This window comes from Paracoccaceae bacterium Fryx2 (assembly GCA_032334235.1).
Classification (GTDB): domain Bacteria; phylum Pseudomonadota; class Alphaproteobacteria; order Rhodobacterales; family Rhodobacteraceae; genus JAVSGI01.
This window is the reverse complement of record JAVSGI010000005.1, coordinates 2,525,326-2,540,282: the sequence shown is the minus strand read 5'-3', so window position 1 is coordinate 2,540,282 and position 14,957 is coordinate 2,525,326. Positions and strand designations below refer to the sequence as shown.

The following is a 14,957-nucleotide window of genomic DNA, read 5'->3' as shown; positions in this document are numbered from 1 at the left end:
ATGATCTGGTCCCTGATCAAGGTTCTGCTTTTTGTTGCCGCCATCGCGGGCCTGACCTTCGGCGCCGGCCTGCTGCTCGACAATGGCACCGGCATCCGCATCGCGGTTGCCCAGTGGGAATTCACGTTGCGTCCGCTGCAGGCGGTGATCGTGGCGCTGGTGCTGGTGGTCGTGATCTGGCTGGTGATGCGGGTCGTTGGCCTGATCGTGGCGGTGCTGAAGTTTCTGAACGGCGATGAAACCGCCATTTCGCGCTACTTTGACCGCAACCGGGAACGCAAGGGCTATCAGGCGTTGTCGGAATCGATGCTGGCGCTGGCTTCCGGCGAGGGCCGCCTTGCCCTGTCGCGCGCCGCCAAGGCCCAGAAGTATCTGGGCCGCCCCGAGCTCACCACCCTGCTGACCGCCCAGGCGGCCGAACTCGCGGGCGACAGCAGGCGCGCCACCGAAGCCTACAAGGCCCTTCTGACCGCACCCCAGACCCGCTTCATCGGCGTGCGCGGCCTGATGCTGCAAAAAATGGCCGAAGGTGACAGCGAGACCGCGCTGAAACTGGCGGAAAAGGCGTTCTCGCTGAAGCCGCGCAACACCGAGACCCAGGACATCCTGCTGAAGCTTCAGGCCGGTCAGTCGGACTGGAAGGGCGCGCGCGCCACGCTTGGGGCCAAGCTCAAGGGCGGCAGCATGCCCAAGGATCTGTATCGCCGCCGCGATGCCGTTCTGGCGCTGCAGGAAGCCAGGGTGGTGTTCGACGAAAATGCCTCGATCGAGGCACGTGAAGCGGCAATCGAGGCCAACCGGCGGTCGCCCGACCTGATTCCCGCCGCCGCCATGGCCGCACGCGGCTATATCGCCAAGGGTGACGCAAAGCTTGCCACCCGCGTGCTGAAAAAGGCGTGGGAGGCGTTGCCCCACCCCGATCTCGCGGCGGCCTTCGCCGAAATCGACCCGAACGAAACCGCCGCGGCCCGCGTGACGCGCTTTCGTGCACTGACCGAGGTTCATCCCGACAAGGATGAAACCCGGATGCTGCTGGCCGAACTGAACATCGCCGCCGAAGATTTCCCCGAGGCCCGCCGCGCCATGGGCGATCTGGCCACGCGGCACCCCACGCAGCGGTCGCTTGCGATCATGGCCGCCATCGAGCGCGGCGAAGGGTCGGACGAGGCGGTGGTTCGCGGCTGGCTTGCGCGTGCGCTGACCGCGCCGCGGGGTCCGCAGTGGTGCTGCGACAAATGTCAGGCCATCCACACGAATTGGGGCCCGATCTGCGACAACTGCGGTGGCTTCGACACGCTGAGCTGGCGCGAGCCCGTGGAAAGCGGCGGCCCCAGCGCCACCGGGTCAGAGCTGCTGCCCCTGATCGTCGGCAAGCCTGCCGCAGCGGCCAAGCGAGAATCGGACATCATCGACATCAGCGCGAACGCGGGCAGCAGATAGGCCTGCCCGACCGGCGATCAGACCCGCGGAACGGCCGGTTGCAGGGCTTGACTTGCCACCGTCAGGGCCATAGGAAAAGCCCGCAGGTCGGGTCGGCAGCACGCGCTGCACCCCCGAACGACCCGTTGCGATGTTGTTGCAGATGGGTCAGTAACGGAACGTCACGATGATCCTGCAAGGCGCGTTTGGTGTCTTGAAAAGATCGCAGGGGGCCGATATACGCAGGCCCGCGCTGCCCCAGTAGCACAGCTGGTAGTGCGCCTCATTCGTAATGAGGAGGTCGGGGGTTCGAGTCCCTCCTGGGGCACCATTTCTTCTCCGATGCACTATGCGCGGCGACCCGGTGCAGTCTTGCCCCTGCCCCTGCCCTGCGACAAAAAAGGTTTCTCAGCGCCGCCAAGCGCGTGTCGGCACAAGCCCGCTTTACGGGCGGTGACACCTGTGCTTTACCCGCGGCAAGGGCGCGTCAGGGGCGGTATCTCCATATCCGTCGCCCGCCCGCCACGGCCGGGCCCGCACGAAAACCCTGCCTGAACCGACGGAGAGACGATCCGATGTCCGACGAGCGCCATCTGGAAATGACCGTGCTGATGACGCCGGACATGGCGAACTTCAGCGGCAAGGTGCACGGCGGTGCGCTGCTGAACCTGCTGGACCGGGTGGCGTTTTCCTGTGCCTCGCGCTTCTCCAAATGCTACGCGGTCACGCTGTCGGTCGATCAGGTGGTGTTCAAGGAACCGATCCACGTCGGAGAGCTGGTGACGTTTCAGGCTTCGATCAACTATGCCGGGCGAACCTCGATGGAAGTCGGCATCCGGGTCGAGGCGGAAAACATCCGCACCGGCGTGATCCGGCACACCAATTCATGCTATTTCACCATGGTCGCGGTCGATGACGCCGGCCACCCGGCGGCCATTCCGGCCTATGTTCCCGTGACCGAGATCGACCAGCACCGCTACCGCGCCGCCAAGCTGCGCCGCACCCTGCGCCGGGAAATCACCGCGCGGCTGGAAAGGGTGGCCGAAACCGGCACCGACCTGCCGGAACAGGCGCGCCGCTGAGCCCCGCAAGGCGGCGTCGCAACACCGCCGATGGCAGCGCGGGTATGCGCCGTATGGATGCCGACGCTGCAAGGGTAGCGGGCGCAGGCAGGCGACGCAGAACCAGCCGGTCGAGGTGGCGGGCTGCGTGCCGCATATCGCGATGCACTTTGGCCGGGCCGCGGCCATGCCCTGTGCGCCAGGACCCCCGGGCGGATAATCCGGCAAGAGGGTTTGCGCAATGTGACCACATCACATCCCTTTGCCGCGCGACCTGCTATCAGCCATCGAACGCCCGCGGCACCCGTTCCGCCGTAGCCCCGGTGCTTTCAGGAGTGACCAGATGATACCGCGCATGACAGCTCTGCACCGGCTCCGGCCACGATCGACCGTGCCTTCGAACCCGGCAGGAGACCGCAGATGACCGCTACGCCGCACCCCCAGGCCATCGCCCACCCGGCGCGGCTGTCGCATTATCCGGTGACGTTCTTTGCCATCGGCATGGGCATGATGGGCCTGACCCTGGCGCTGCATGCCGGGGAAACGGCCTTCGGGCTGGGGTCGCAAGCCTCGCAGGCGTCGCTGATGGTGTCGCTTGCCCTGCTGGGGCTGGTGACGCTGGGCTACCTGGCCAAGACGCTGCGCCATCCGGCGGCAGTGGTGGCGGAATGGCATCATCCGGTGCGCATTGCCTTCTTCCCGGCGATGTCGATTTCGCTCTTGCTGCTGTCGGTGGCGCTGCTGGCCACCGCGCCCGGGGCGGCGCGGATCGTCTGGATGATCGGCACCGGGTTGCAGGGCGTCCTTGCCCTGTCGGTGATCAGCGCCTGGATCGGGCACCGCTCGTTCCAGACCGGGCACCTGACCCCGGCGTGGTTCATCCCCGCGGTGGGCAACGTGATCGTGCCGATTGCCGGCGTGCCGCTGGGCCACCCCGAGATTTCGTGGCTGTTCTTTTCCGGGGGGCTGATCTTCTGGATCGTGCTGCTGACACTGGTGATCAACCGGCTGATGTTCCACGACCCGATGCCGGGGCGGATGGTGCCGACGCTGATGATCATGGTGGCGCCGCCCGCCGTGTCGTTCATCGCGTGGCTGAGGTTGACCGGCGAGGTGGGTGCCTTCGGGCACATCCTGCTGAGCATCGGGTATGTCTTTGCGCTGATCGTGCTGACCCAGGCGGCGAAGTTCACCCGGATGCCGTTCGCCTTGTCGTGGTGGGCGCTGTCGTTCCCGCTGGCCGCGCTGACGATTGCCAGCTTTGCCTATGCAGGGGCTGCGGCATCGGCGGTGCACCGGATGATCGGGGCGGGGCTGCTGGTCGTGCTGGTGCTGGTGGTGGCCGGGTTGATCCTGCGCACGGCCCTGGGCATCTGGCGCAACGAGATCTGCATCGCCGAATGACGGCGTTGGCGCGGCGCCGGGGGGCACTACATTCCGGTTCAGGAAATCATCGGTCCGCCCTTCCGGGCGGACACCTTTTTCGCCGGGGCGCTGCGGCACCCCGCTCGCAGGAACATGACGTGACACATCCGAAGTTCGACTCCCGCCCGCTTGCCGTTCCCGGTTCCCGCCTGTCGCGGCTGGCCCGGCTGGGCGGGCTGGCGTCCGGCATCGCCGGCGGCATGGCGGTGCAGGGCGCGCGGCAGTTCGCCCAGGGCAAGCGCCCCAGCATGGGCGACCTGCTGCTGACGCCGGCCAATGCGATCAAGGTTGCCGATCAGCTGGCGCAGATGCGCGGCGCGGCGATGAAGGTCGGCCAGCTTCTGTCGATGGATGCCGGCGACATGCTGCCGCCGGAACTGGCGCAGATTCTGGGCCGCCTGCGGGCCGAGGCGCACCACATGCCGGGCGGCCAGCTGAAGAAGGTGCTGACCGCGAACTGGGGCGCCGACTGGCTGCGCCGGTTCCAGAAGTTCGAGGTTCACCCGCTGGCCGCCGCCTCGATCGGCCAGGTGCACCGGGCGCTGACGAAAGACGGGCGCGACCTAGCCATCAAGGTGCAATACCCCGGCGTCCGCCAGAGCATCGATTCCGACGTGACCAACGTGGCCGCGCTGATGCGCCTTTCCGGGCTGGTGCCGAAGGGCATCGACCTTGCCCCGATGCTGGACGAGGCCAAGCGGCAACTGCACGAAGAAGCCGATTACGAACGTGAGGGCCGGTGCCTTGCCCAGTTCGGCAAGCTGCTGGCCGGTGCGCCCGATTTCGCGGTGCCGGTTCTGCAGGACGATCTGACCACGAACAGCGTGCTGGCCATGTCCTTCGTCGCGGGCGTCCCGGTGGACGATCTGGCCGGGGCACCGCAGGACGAGCGGGACCGGATCGTGACCCTGCTGATCGGCCTGCTGTTCCGCGAGCTTTTCGAGTTCCAACTGATGCAGACCGACGCCAACTTTGCCAACTACCGCTACAGCCCCGAAACCGGCCAATTGATCCTGCTCGACTTCGGCGCGACGCGCAGCTTCACGCCGGGCTTTGCCGATGGCTATCGCAGGCTGATGCGCGCGGGGCTGGCGGGCGACCGGGACGGGGTGCGCGATGCGGCGGTCGAGATCGGCTTTCTGTCGGCGTCGGCACCCGAGCATCACCGGCAGTCGATGATGGCGATGTTCGAGATGTCGCTTGAACCGCTGCGACAGAGCGGCCGGTTCGACTTTGCCGCCACCGACCTGCCGCTGCGCCTGCGGGATGCCGGCATGGCGATGGGGGCCGAACGCGACCACATGCAGATCCCGCCAATGGACACGCTGTTCCTGCAGCGCAAGTTCGGCGGCGTCTATCTGCTGGCCAGCCGCCTCGGCGCCCGCGTCGACCTGCGGGCGCTGCTGGAGCCGCATCTGTGACCGCCCGCATTCCGCGTCTTGCGCAGGCCGCCCGTGATGCCCCAGAAGGGTCAGCGGTTCGGCAAGATCGGGGATAATCGGATGAGCGTCAACACCATGCCGGTTTCGGCCGGGCAGGCATACGAGGCGCTGCTGCACGGCTGGACCGCGCAGCAGGCGGGGCAGATGACCGCCTCGTGGATGCTTCATGGCCGCCCCGGCATCGGCAAGACCGAAATCGTGCAGCAACTGGCCACCCGCACCGGCGCACCCCTGTTCGACCTGCGCCTGACCACCATCGAGCCGCAGGACCTGCGCGGCCTGCCCTACTACGACCACGAGGCAAAACGCACCGTCTGGTATCGCCCCGAAGACCTGCCCGACGACCCCGCCCGCCCGGCGATCCTGTTTCTGGATGAACTGACCGCTGCCGCGCCCCCGCTGCAACCGACCGTCTACGGGCTGTTGCAGGAACGCCGGGTGGGGCGGCACCGGTTGCCCCCCGGCACCTTCATTGTCGCGGCGGGCAACGGCGTCGAGGATGGCGCGGTCGCTTACGAGATGGGCACCGCACTTTCGGACCGGCTGATTCACCTGAACCTGAAGGCCGAGGCGCAGGACTGGCTGGCCAATTTCGCGCTGCCGCAAGGGCTGCACCCGGCGGTGATCACGTTCATCCGCACCCGCCCCGACCTGCTGGAAACCACCGAAGAGTCGCTGCGCCGCGGCCAGATGATCGCCTGCACGCCGCGCTCCTGGGCGCGCGTCAGCACCATTCTGGCATCAGTGCCAGACCGCCGCCTGCGCAACATCCTGATCGCGGGCACGGTGGGCGAGGCGGCGGCGGCCGAATTCACCCTGATCGCCGACGACATCGCGGCGACGGTGCAGGTTACGGAAATGCTGGACCTCGGGCCAAAGGCGCGGCTGCCGCTCTATCCGGTGACGATGCACGGGCTGACGGCGCTGATCTACGGGCTGATCGGCATTGCCGACGCCCGCACCCTGCCGGGCGTGATCGAGATCATGGCCGAGATCCGGCACCTGTCGCGGCTGCGCGGCGACCCCGCGCTGGCCTGCCTGCCGCTGGCCGAGCTTTGCACCTACGGCTTCGAGACGCTGATCGCCCGGGCGCTGGAGAAGGGCTTGCAGGCAGCCTTCCTGACCTCGCCCGCCTATGCGGCCTATGCGGCGGAACGCAAGGCCGCCGGGCTGGAATGACCCGCCATTCGGCCCGTGCCACGCTGGCCCTGCGCGCGCTGGGCGAAACCGACCCGGCACTGGCGGCGCTGGCGCTATGGTGCGACCACCGCGACCGCGACGACGGCCCGCCCGCCGAAACCTGCGGCAGCACCATCCGCTATGCCCCCGGTTTCGACGCCCTGCCGCCGCACGAACAGATCGGGCTGGCGGCGCACCACATCCTGCACGTCGCGCTGCGCCACAGCCAGCGGCTGGGCGAGATGCAGGCGCGACTGGGCGACGGCTTCGACCCGGCGCTCTACAACATCGCCGCCGATGCCATCATCAACGAGGCGCTCTTGCTGGCAGGCTACGCCCTGCCGCGCCCGGCGCTGACCCTGACGGGGGTGCTGCAGGCAAGCCTCGGCAGCATCGTCCCGGCGGCCCAGGCGCTGGCAGAGTGGGACGCCGACCGGCTGTACATCCGCCTGATGCAGGGCGGACCGGGGAAGGACGGCACGGCAGCCCGGGCGCGTGCCCATGCTGCCAGCCGGTTGCAGGGGCGCGACATGCGCCCCGCCGCATCCCCCGACAGGCCCGGCAAGACCGATGACGCCGCCGACTGGCGCCAGCACCTCTCCCGCGCGCTGGAGGCCGGGCGGATGGCAGGGCGCGGCATCGGCGTGCTGGGCCACCGGATGGCCGACATCCCCGAACCCCGCACGCCCTGGGAGGTGATCTTGCGCCGCCTCGTCACCCGCGTGGTGACACAGGCCCCGCAGCCCACCCACCGCCGCCCCGCCCGCGGCTGGATCGCGGCCGAGGCCGAGGCGATCCGCAGCGGCAGCCCCAGCCCCGCCTTCCAGCCCGGCCAGCAGCGCAGCACGGTCGAGCCGCGCATTGTGGTGGCACTCGACACCTCGTCGTCGATCGACGACACACGCCTTGCCCTGTTCATGGCCGAGGTCGCGGGCATCGCGCAACGCTGCCGGGCCGAGGTCTGGCTGATCCCGTTCGACGAGGCGGTGCAGGCCGGGCTGCGGCTGGACCCTGCAGGCTGGCGCAGGCAACTGGCGGCGCTGGCACTGCCGCGCGGCGGCGGCACCTCGTTCGTGCCCATGCTGGCGCAGGCCGTGGCCCTCGCGCCCTCGATCATCGTGGTTCTGACCGATCTTGAAGGCGACTTCGGCCCGGCCCCGCGTGGTGTGCCGGTGATCTGGGCGGTGCCCGAACCGGCCCCGCCGCCGCCCTTCGGCCAGATGCTCGACCTTGCCCGCTAGGGCATCATCGCGGCCAGGCGGGCATGGGCGGAAATGCTGCGCACCTCCAGCACGGTGTCGCGGACGAAGGTGTTGGCGGCAAGATTGATGCGCTGCAGCAGCCGCTCGTCCAACCCCGGTGCGAACAGCGTATCGCGGATCAGCGCCGACTCCTCTGCCGATAGCACCAACAGTTCGGGTCCATCCTCCGACTGCACCGAAACCAGCGTCAGCGGCGCGACCCGTGCCAGCGCCGACTGTTCCACCACCAGATGCAGCCGCCCGTCCGCCAGCCCGCGCCCGGCGGCGATGCGTGTCAGGATGGCCGTGGCCCGCACCCGCAGCAGGTCCAGCCCGCGCTCTGCCGCCGCCGGGTCGATCAGCCGGGCGCGGCGGGTGTAGGGGATGTGCAGCACCGTGGTTTCCACCGCATAGATCACCAGCAGCATCGGTATCGGTGCCTGGCTGATCGGCAGCGCGCTTTGCGGCCAGATCAGCATCCCCGCGACGAACGGCAGCAGCGGCACCAGATAGCGCAGGAACTGCATCTCGACCATCAGCCGAAGGATCAGCCCGGCCGAGACGCCCCGCCGCGGCACCAGCATGATCCGCCCGAACACAACACGCGGCAGATGGCGCGTCTTCAGCGCCGCGCTGTTCCAGATCGTCGCCGGGCTGAGCATGAAGATCATGGCGCGCACCGCAGGGGGCCGGAATGATCGCCTTGCCGTGCCATGCCGCCTCCCGCCTTGCCTGACCCCTTGCCTAGCATGGGCCAGTGCCCCCGTTCCATGCCAATTTCACCGAGGTTGGCCCCACCGTGCCAGACGGCCGACCCTCATTCTTTCCCTTGCCGCGGCATCACACAACCCGACTGGCCCCCCCCCATTCACCTTGTCCAAGTATCCTCGGGGGGTGAATGCGCCGCAAGGCGCAGAGGGGGGCAGACAGCCCCCCTGCCTGCCCCCGTCACCCTGCAAGCGCGACGACGATCGCAGCCATCGCCAGCATCCCCGGATCGTCCATCCCCCGGCTTTTTTCGGCGAAGATTCGCGCCCGGCCCACTGTGGCGGACCGGTCGCGAAAGGCATCCAGCGCGGCACGGCAGGCCGCCACCGCCGCCCCGGCCACTTCAGCCGGTTCGGTCAGCCCCTCTGTCGCCCGCGCCACGGCGTCCAGCGAATCGAGCACGGTCTTGCCACCGGTTTCGGCCTTGCCGCGCGCGATCATCGCGTCGCGCGCCAGCGCCACCAGGTCCGATACCTCTGCCGCCTCGATGCCGGTTCGGCCCTTCACCGCCTTGGCCATCGCCATCAGTCCGGTGGCAAGAAGCGTGCCATAGGACGACCCCGACGACCTGGTGAATGCCTGCGCGCAGCGAAGCAGCGCCTGCCCCAGATCCTCTGGCAGGTCGGGCGCGCCTTCGGCCACCAGCCGCATCCCGCGCGTCATGGTCACGCCCAGATCGCCGTCACCCAGCGCGCCGTCGGCCGCATTCAGGGCTTCGAAATCACGTTCCATCGCCGCCGCCAGCCGGGTGATCGCGGCGCGCATCGCGGTGATGTCGATGCTCATGCCACGCTCCAGAACGCGCAGTCGCAGGGCGCGGTCAGAAACCCCTCCAGTTCGTCGTCCAGCTTCAGCAGGGTGAACGAAACCCCCGCCATTTCCATCGAGGTGGCATAGCGCCCGACCAGCGGCATCACGATGGTCGCCCCGGCCGCCTCCAGCCGCGCCTTGACGCTGCGGAACAGGATGTAAAGCTCCTCGTGCGGGGTCGCGCCGAGGCTGTTGACCAGCACCGACACCCGGTCGCCAGGTGCCAGCGGCATGTCGGCCAGCAGCCGGTCCATCATCTCGGCGGCGATGGCATCGGCGGGGCGCAGCTTGTCGCGCCACACGCCGGGTTCGCCATGGATGCCCATGCCCATTTCCATTTCGTCTTCGGCGATGTGAAAGGTGGGCTTCCCGGCCTGCGGCACGGTGCAGGACGACAGCGCCGCCCCGACCGACCGGCAGGCATCGGCAGCCTTCTGCGCAACCCTGGTCACGGCGGCCAAGTCCTGCCCGGCCTCTGCCGCCGCCCCGGCGATCTTGAACGCATAGACCATGCCCGCCACGCCGCGCCGCTTTTCACGCTCGGTCGGCGGGGCCGAGGCCACGTCGTCGGCCAGCACGACCGTGGTGCAGGCGATGTCGTCAAACTCCACCAGGTCACCCGCCATGTCGAAGTTCATCACGTCGCCGCCGTAGTTTCCGTAAAGCCGCAGCACGCCCGCGCCCTGATCGGCGGCGCGGATCGCATCGGCCATCTGTTCGGCAGAGGGCGAGGCGAAAACGTCGCCGATGGCGCAGGCGTCCAGCAGGCCGGTCCCGACATAGCCGGTGAACACCGGAAGGTGCCCCGACCCGCCGCCGGTCACGATGCCCACCTTGCCCGCCGCCCCCGGTGTGGCGCGGGCCACCACGCGGCCGGTGTCGCCGTGCAGGCGGTAGTGGCCGGGGTGGGCCGCCACCAGACCGGCCAGCATTTCATCGACATAGTCGGTCGGGTCGTTGAGGATCTTCTTCATCTCGGGGCTCCGGGTCAGGGTTGGGTGGGAGGTGCGGCGGGTCTGGCCCCCCGCGCCGGGCGGAAACGGCCTTGGGAGTTCACGATCATCACGAAGATCAGCAGCGCCCCCCAGATCAGTTCCCGCGCGAAATTCGACACTTGCAGCATGTTCAGCCCGGAGGACAGGAACTGCATCGACAGCACCGCCAGGACGACGCCGATCACCCGGCCGTGGCCGCCATAGGGGTTCACCCCGCCCAGCACCGCGATCAGCACCGCCAGCAGGATGTAGCTGGACCCGTAGTCGGCCTTGGCCGAGTTGGCCCGGCTCATGATCACCAGCCCCGAGGTCGCGGCCAGCATCCCCGACAGCATGTAGACCCGGATCAGCACGCCGGTCACGTTCATCGCGGCAAAGCGGGCGGCCAGCGGGTTGGTGCCCAGCATCTGTATCTTCAGCCCGAAGCCGGTGCGCGCCAGCAGCAGCGCAATCGCCCCCGCCAGCAGCGCGAACAGGATCAGCGGCACCGGAATGCCGAACACCAGCCCGTTGCCAAGCCAGGCCACCACCGGCGGGAAGCCCATCACCGCGCTGCCCCCGGTCAGCGCGATGGCGATGCCGGTGAAGATCAGCCCCGAGCCCAGCGTGGCCAGGATCGGCGGCAGCCCCAGCACCGCGATCAGCACGCCGTTGAACAGCCCCGCCACCGCCCCCACCGCCAGCGAGGCGGCCACCGCCCCGGCCATCCAGCCCGCTGCGGCGGCCCCTTCCACCCCCGGACCTGCCAGTTGCGTCAGGATGGTGGCGGCGATGATCGCCGACAGGTTGGCGATGCCGACCACCGAAAGGTCGATGCCGCCGGTCAGCATGGCAACGGTGGTCGCCAGCGCCAGAATGGCGAATTCGGGGAACTGGAAGGCCATCGAGGTCATGTTCTGCACCGACAGGAAGCGGTCGGGCGACAGCAGCGCCATGGCGGCAAAGACCACGACGGCGATCACCGCCAGCCGCCCTTCCGGCCCGGCCAGCAGGGCGCCGAGACGCGCGCGCCCCGTCATGCCGCCCTCGCTTCGGCGCGCTTGGCCTGCCAGGCGGGCAGGCCGGTGCCCACCAGGATCAGCACGCCGATCGCCACCGATTGCCAGGTTGACGGGATGCCGATCACGATCAGGCTGTTGCGCACCAGCACGATCAGCGCCACCCCCAGCAGCGTGCCGGTCAGCGTGCCGTGCCCGCCGGTCAGCCGCGCGCCGCCCAGCACAACGGCGGCGATCACCGAAAGCTCCAGCCCGACCAGATCGAACGGGTTCGCCACCCGCGCCATCGAGGCATGGATGATGCCCGCCAGCCCCGCCAGCATCCCCACATAGACATAGACGAAGAACTGCACCGCCCGCACGCTGACCCCGATCCGCCGCGCCGATTCCACCGACCCGCCGATGGCAAAGATCGACCGGCCCAGCATGGTGCGGTGCAGGATGGCCCAGGTCACCACCACCACCGCCACCAGCGCGGCAAAGGCCCAGGGCAGCGAATAGAACGACCCGTCGGCATTGGTGCCGCGCAGCATCATCAGCCGGGAAAACGCGCGCATTTCCGGCGGCAGGTTTGAAATCAGCTTGCTGCCGACGAAGGTCAGCAGGAAGCCGCGAAAGATCGACAGCGTTCCCAGCGTGACGATCAGCGTCGGCAGCCCGAAGCCCGCAATGAACAGGCCGTTGATCGCCCCCAGCGCCGCCCCGATCGCCATCGAGATCAGGAAGGCCAGCGGCCAGGGCATCCCCGGCGCGTGGGTCACCAGGAACAGCGTGGTCGAATACATGGCAAAGGCGGCAACGGCGGTAAAGCTGACATCGATGCCGCCGGACACCAGCACCAGCATGGCGGCCACGGCAAAGATGCCCAGCACGATGCCGCCGCGCAGCAGGTCGGTCAGGGTCGGCATCGACAGGAAGCCGGGGTCCGACAGGGTGGCCAGCGCGCAGAATGCCAGGATCACCAGCGCCACCAGCACCTCGTTTCGGGCCAGGTTGACCCGGGTCATGACGCCAGCCTTTGCGTCAGATCGGCTTCCGACGTGGCGATGCCGGGAATATCCTCGGTGATGCGCCCGGCCTTCATCACCAGAATGCGGTGTCAGGTGGCCAGCAGTTCGGGCAGGTCGTCGGAAATCACGATCACCCCCAGCCCCTGCGCCGACAGATCGCCGATGATGCCGTGGATGTCGGCTTTCGATCCGACATCGACACCGACGCTCGGCCCGTTCAGCACCAGCACGCGCGGGCCGCGCGCCAGCCAGCGCGCCAGCACCACCCGCTGCTGGTTGCCGCCCGACAGCGACTGCACCGGCGCCGTGACATCGGCCGCCCGGACGCGCAGCCGGGCCAGCCAATCGGCCGCCTCGGCCCACAGCGCCGCCAGATCCAGCATCCCGCCGCGGCCATGCGCCTCCAGCCGCCCGATGGCGACGTTGCGCGCGATGGATTGCGCCAGAAACAGCCCCTCGGTCAGCCGGTCCTCGGGCACATAGCCGATGCCCGCCCGCGCGGCGGCCAGCGGGTCGCCCAGCGGCACCGCCCGGCCATCGACCTGCACCTGGCCGCCCTCGGGGGCCACCAGCCCGAACAGCGCCTTGGCCAGCGCCGTGCGCCCGCTGCCCAGAAGGCCCGAGATGCCCAGCACCTCGCCCGCGTGCAGATCGAAGCTGACCGACTGAAAAGCCCCCGCCTTGCCCAGATCGCGCACTTGCATCAGCAGCGGCACGCCCGGCCGCAGCGGCGACGGCGGGGTTTCGCCCACCGCGCGGCCGGTCATGTGGCGGGTCAGCGAGACCGCGTCAAAGTCGCGGGCGGGCCCCTCGGCCACCTTGCGGCCGTTGCGCAGCACCACGACCTTTTCGCAGACCTCCAGCACCTCGGCCAGCTTGTGGCTGACGAACAGCACCGCCACGCCGTCGGCCTTCAGGCGGCGGATGATGGACAGAAGTGTCGCGACCTCGCGCCCGGTCAGGGCGGTGGTCGGTTCATCCATGATGATCAGCCGGGCCTCTGTAGCCAGCGCGCGGCAGATCGCGACCAGTTGCTTGTGCGCCACCGACAGGCTTTCGACCCGCGCATCAAGGTCGATCCGCACGCCCACCCGTTCCAGCGTCCGCGCCGCCAGCGCCCGCACCCGGCCCCGGCTGAACAGCCGGCGCCCGGCCCCCAGCTCGGCGCTGAAGGCGATGTTTTCCGCGACGCTGAGGTTGGGGAACAGGCTGAAATCCTGAAAGATCACCTTGACCCCGGCATCGGCCGACCGGCGCGGCGACAAGGCGCCCTGCACCTGCCCGGCAAAGGCGATCTCGCCCGTGTCGGGCTGTTCCACCCCCGCGAGGATCTTGATCAGCGTCGATTTGCCGGACCCGTTCTCGCCCGCAAGGCACACCGCCTCGCCCGGCGCCACGGCAAACGACACCTCCGCCAGCGCGGTGACGCCGGCATAGGTCTTGGTAACGCCGCGCATGTCGATCAGCGGCACGGCAGGCGGTGGGCTGTGGGGCATGGGATGCTCGCGTGCTGGCAGGCGGGGGGCAGTTGGGGGGCAGCCTGCGCCACCCCCCGGTTCCGCCCGGTCAGAACGGGTATTCGGCCATGTTGTCCTTGGTCACCTCGACGAAGGCCTGACCATAGATCACCTTGCCGTCCAGCTTGACGCTTTCATACCCGATCTGCCCCAGATCCATGCCGTCGGTCACGGCCTCGCCGTTCATGACCATGGTGGCGACGGTGTTCATCACATAGCCCGCCAGCGCCGGATCCCAGAACGAGATCATGTCGACCGCGCCGGTTTCAAGATACTGCCCGGCAATCGACGGCAGCGAGGTGCCGACGACGCAGGTGCCGTCGGCCATGCCGCGTTCCTCGATCGCCAGCCCGATGCCGCCGACATCGGTCGAGGCCGACCCCTGGAAGCCCTTGATATTGGGGAAGGCGCGCAGAACTTCCTGCGCCTTTTCATAGGCTTTCTGCTGATCGTCGAAGGTTTCGTTCTTGTCGCCGACCAGAACCATGTCCGGGAAGTTGGCTTTCTGATAGGCAATCGCACCATCGACCCACTGGTTGTGGGTCTGGCTGGTCAGCGATCCCACGAACACCGCGTATTCACCCGCCCCGCCCATGCATTCGGCCAGGTTCTTCATCAGGTTGGCGCCGAAATCCTCGTTCTGGAACGCCTCGATGTCGTAATTCACGTTCTGCTGGCTGGCGGCCTCGTGGCTGACCACGGCGATGCCCGCCTCCATGGCGCGCTTGAGCACCGGCTCCAGCGCCTCGGGCGACATCGGCACCACGGCAATGGCGTCTACGCCCTGCGCGATCATGTCTTCCAGCAGGGCAGCCTGCTGCTGCGGGTCGGCCTGCGCCGGGCCGACCTGGAACGCCTTGGTCCCGGTGTCGGCGGCGAATTTCTTCACGCCCTCCTCCATCCGGTTGAACCACTGGATGCCCGAGATCTTCACCACCGTGGCAATGGTTTTTTCCTGCGCCACCGCAGGCAGGGCCAGCGTGGCCACGGCGGCGGAGGTCATCAGGCCGGCGATCAGTTTCAGTGTCATGGTCTTCCTCCCAGAAGCGCCCCCAGTTCCCGGGGGCCGGATTGCGTGGTCGCAGCTTATTT

At 68.6% G+C, this 14,957-nt stretch carries 13 protein-coding genes and 1 tRNA gene; 7 read left to right on the top strand and 7 right to left on the bottom strand.

The features are described from left to right. From RNZ50_21445 to RNZ50_21415, 7 genes are all read left to right on the top strand, one after another. Positions 1–1,440 carry a heme biosynthesis HemY N-terminal domain-containing protein gene (locus tag RNZ50_21445; GenBank protein ID MDT8857560.1) on the top strand — a complete coding sequence of 480 codons (1,440 nt, stop codon included), beginning with the start codon at positions 1–3 and terminating at the stop codon, positions 1,438–1,440. Positions 1,441–1,674: 234 nt separating this feature from the next. Then, positions 1,675–1,750 (top strand) — tRNA-Thr (locus tag RNZ50_21440). A 244-nt stretch (positions 1,751–1,994) separates the two neighbouring features. Beyond that, positions 1,995–2,501 (top strand): acyl-CoA thioesterase, encoded by a 507-nt coding sequence (locus RNZ50_21435; GenBank protein ID MDT8857559.1) that lies wholly within the window; start codon positions 1,995–1,997, stop codon positions 2,499–2,501. 399 nt (positions 2,502–2,900) lie between these two features. Continuing rightward, the gene (locus tag RNZ50_21430; protein ID MDT8857558.1) at positions 2,901–3,884 is read left to right on the top strand and encodes an SLAC1 anion channel family protein; all 984 of its coding nucleotides are present in this window, start codon (positions 2,901–2,903) and stop codon (positions 3,882–3,884) included. Positions 3,885–4,003: 119 nt separating this feature from the next. Beyond that, complete coding sequence (locus tag RNZ50_21425; protein MDT8857557.1) at positions 4,004–5,326, top strand: AarF/ABC1/UbiB kinase family protein; 1,323 nt, start codon at positions 4,004–4,006, stop codon at positions 5,324–5,326. Positions 5,327–5,407: 81 nt separating this feature from the next. Continuing rightward, positions 5,408–6,526 carry a MoxR family ATPase gene (locus RNZ50_21420; protein MDT8857556.1) on the top strand — a complete coding sequence of 373 codons (1,119 nt, stop codon included), beginning with the start codon at positions 5,408–5,410 and terminating at the stop codon, positions 6,524–6,526. Next, complete coding sequence (locus tag RNZ50_21415) at positions 6,523–7,767, top strand: VWA-like domain-containing protein (GenBank protein ID MDT8857555.1); 1,245 nt, start codon at positions 6,523–6,525, stop codon at positions 7,765–7,767. Before RNZ50_21420 ends, RNZ50_21415 begins: the two co-directional genes overlap by 4 nt. Here RNZ50_21415 and RNZ50_21410 read toward each other — a convergent pair. The 7 genes from RNZ50_21410 to RNZ50_21380 all read right to left on the bottom strand — a co-directional run bounded on the left by RNZ50_21410 (position 7,764) and on the right by RNZ50_21380 (position 14,895). Then, complete coding sequence (locus RNZ50_21410; GenBank protein MDT8857554.1) at positions 7,764–8,438, bottom strand: hypothetical protein; 675 nt, start codon at positions 8,436–8,438, stop codon at positions 7,764–7,766. The genes RNZ50_21415 and RNZ50_21410 overlap by 4 nt on opposite strands. Before the next feature lie 277 nt (positions 8,439–8,715). Further along, positions 8,716–9,321, bottom strand: coding sequence for a dihydroxyacetone kinase subunit L (locus RNZ50_21405; GenBank protein ID MDT8857553.1), 606 nt, complete (start codon positions 9,319–9,321; stop codon positions 8,716–8,718). Then, positions 9,318–10,319, bottom strand: coding sequence for a dihydroxyacetone kinase subunit DhaK (locus tag RNZ50_21400; GenBank protein ID MDT8857552.1), 1,002 nt, complete (start codon positions 10,317–10,319; stop codon positions 9,318–9,320). Before RNZ50_21400 ends, RNZ50_21405 begins: the two co-directional genes overlap by 4 nt. A 14-nt stretch (positions 10,320–10,333) precedes the next feature. Beyond that, positions 10,334–11,359 carry an ABC transporter permease gene (locus RNZ50_21395; GenBank protein MDT8857551.1) on the bottom strand — a complete coding sequence of 342 codons (1,026 nt, stop codon included), beginning with the start codon at positions 11,357–11,359 and terminating at the stop codon, positions 10,334–10,336. Beyond that, on the bottom strand, positions 11,356–12,345 hold the full coding sequence (locus RNZ50_21390; protein MDT8857550.1) for an ABC transporter permease: 990 nt from the start codon (positions 12,343–12,345) through the stop codon (positions 11,356–11,358). The genes RNZ50_21395 and RNZ50_21390 overlap by 4 nt, the downstream gene beginning before the upstream one ends. 92 nt (positions 12,346–12,437) lie before the next feature. Continuing rightward, entirely contained in the window at positions 12,438–13,844 is a 1,407-nt protein-coding gene (locus tag RNZ50_21385) for a sugar ABC transporter ATP-binding protein (protein MDT8857549.1), read from the bottom strand. Positions 13,845–13,914: 70 nt separating this feature from the next. Then, complete coding sequence (locus RNZ50_21380; protein ID MDT8857548.1) at positions 13,915–14,895, bottom strand: autoinducer 2 ABC transporter substrate-binding protein; 981 nt, start codon at positions 14,893–14,895, stop codon at positions 13,915–13,917. Positions 14,896–14,957 lie beyond the last annotated feature (62 nt).

What these genes read in the sequence shown, in the direction of transcription:
- RNZ50_21435 (MDT8857559.1), top strand. Translation starts at nt 1,995, where the DNA reads ATGTCCGACGAGCGCCATCTGGAAATGACCGTGCTGATGACGCCGGAC.
- RNZ50_21420 (MDT8857556.1), top strand. Translation starts at nt 5,408, where the DNA reads ATGAGCGTCAACACCATGCCGGTTTCGGCCGGGCAGGCATACGAGGCG.
- RNZ50_21410 (MDT8857554.1), bottom strand. Translation starts at nt 8,438, where the DNA reads ATGATCTTCATGCTCAGCCCGGCGACGATCTGGAACAGCGCGGCGCTG.
- RNZ50_21400 (MDT8857552.1), bottom strand. Translation starts at nt 10,319, where the DNA reads ATGAAGAAGATCCTCAACGACCCGACCGACTATGTCGATGAAATGCTG.
- RNZ50_21405 (MDT8857553.1), bottom strand. Translation starts at nt 9,321, where the DNA reads ATGAGCATCGACATCACCGCGATGCGCGCCGCGATCACCCGGCTGGCG.
- RNZ50_21380 (MDT8857548.1), bottom strand. Translation starts at nt 14,895, where the DNA reads ATGACACTGAAACTGATCGCCGGCCTGATGACCTCCGCCGCCGTGGCC.
- RNZ50_21385 (MDT8857549.1), bottom strand. Translation starts at nt 13,844, where the DNA reads ATGCCCCACAGCCCACCGCCTGCCGTGCCGCTGATCGACATGCGCGGC.
- RNZ50_21390 (MDT8857550.1), bottom strand. Translation starts at nt 12,345, where the DNA reads ATGACCCGGGTCAACCTGGCCCGAAACGAGGTGCTGGTGGCGCTGGTG.
- RNZ50_21445 (MDT8857560.1), top strand. Translation starts at nt 1, where the DNA reads ATGATCTGGTCCCTGATCAAGGTTCTGCTTTTTGTTGCCGCCATCGCG.
- RNZ50_21430 (MDT8857558.1), top strand. Translation starts at nt 2,901, where the DNA reads ATGACCGCTACGCCGCACCCCCAGGCCATCGCCCACCCGGCGCGGCTG.
- RNZ50_21395 (MDT8857551.1), bottom strand. Translation starts at nt 11,359, where the DNA reads ATGACGGGGCGCGCGCGTCTCGGCGCCCTGCTGGCCGGGCCGGAAGGG.
- RNZ50_21415 (MDT8857555.1), top strand. Translation starts at nt 6,523, where the DNA reads ATGACCCGCCATTCGGCCCGTGCCACGCTGGCCCTGCGCGCGCTGGGC.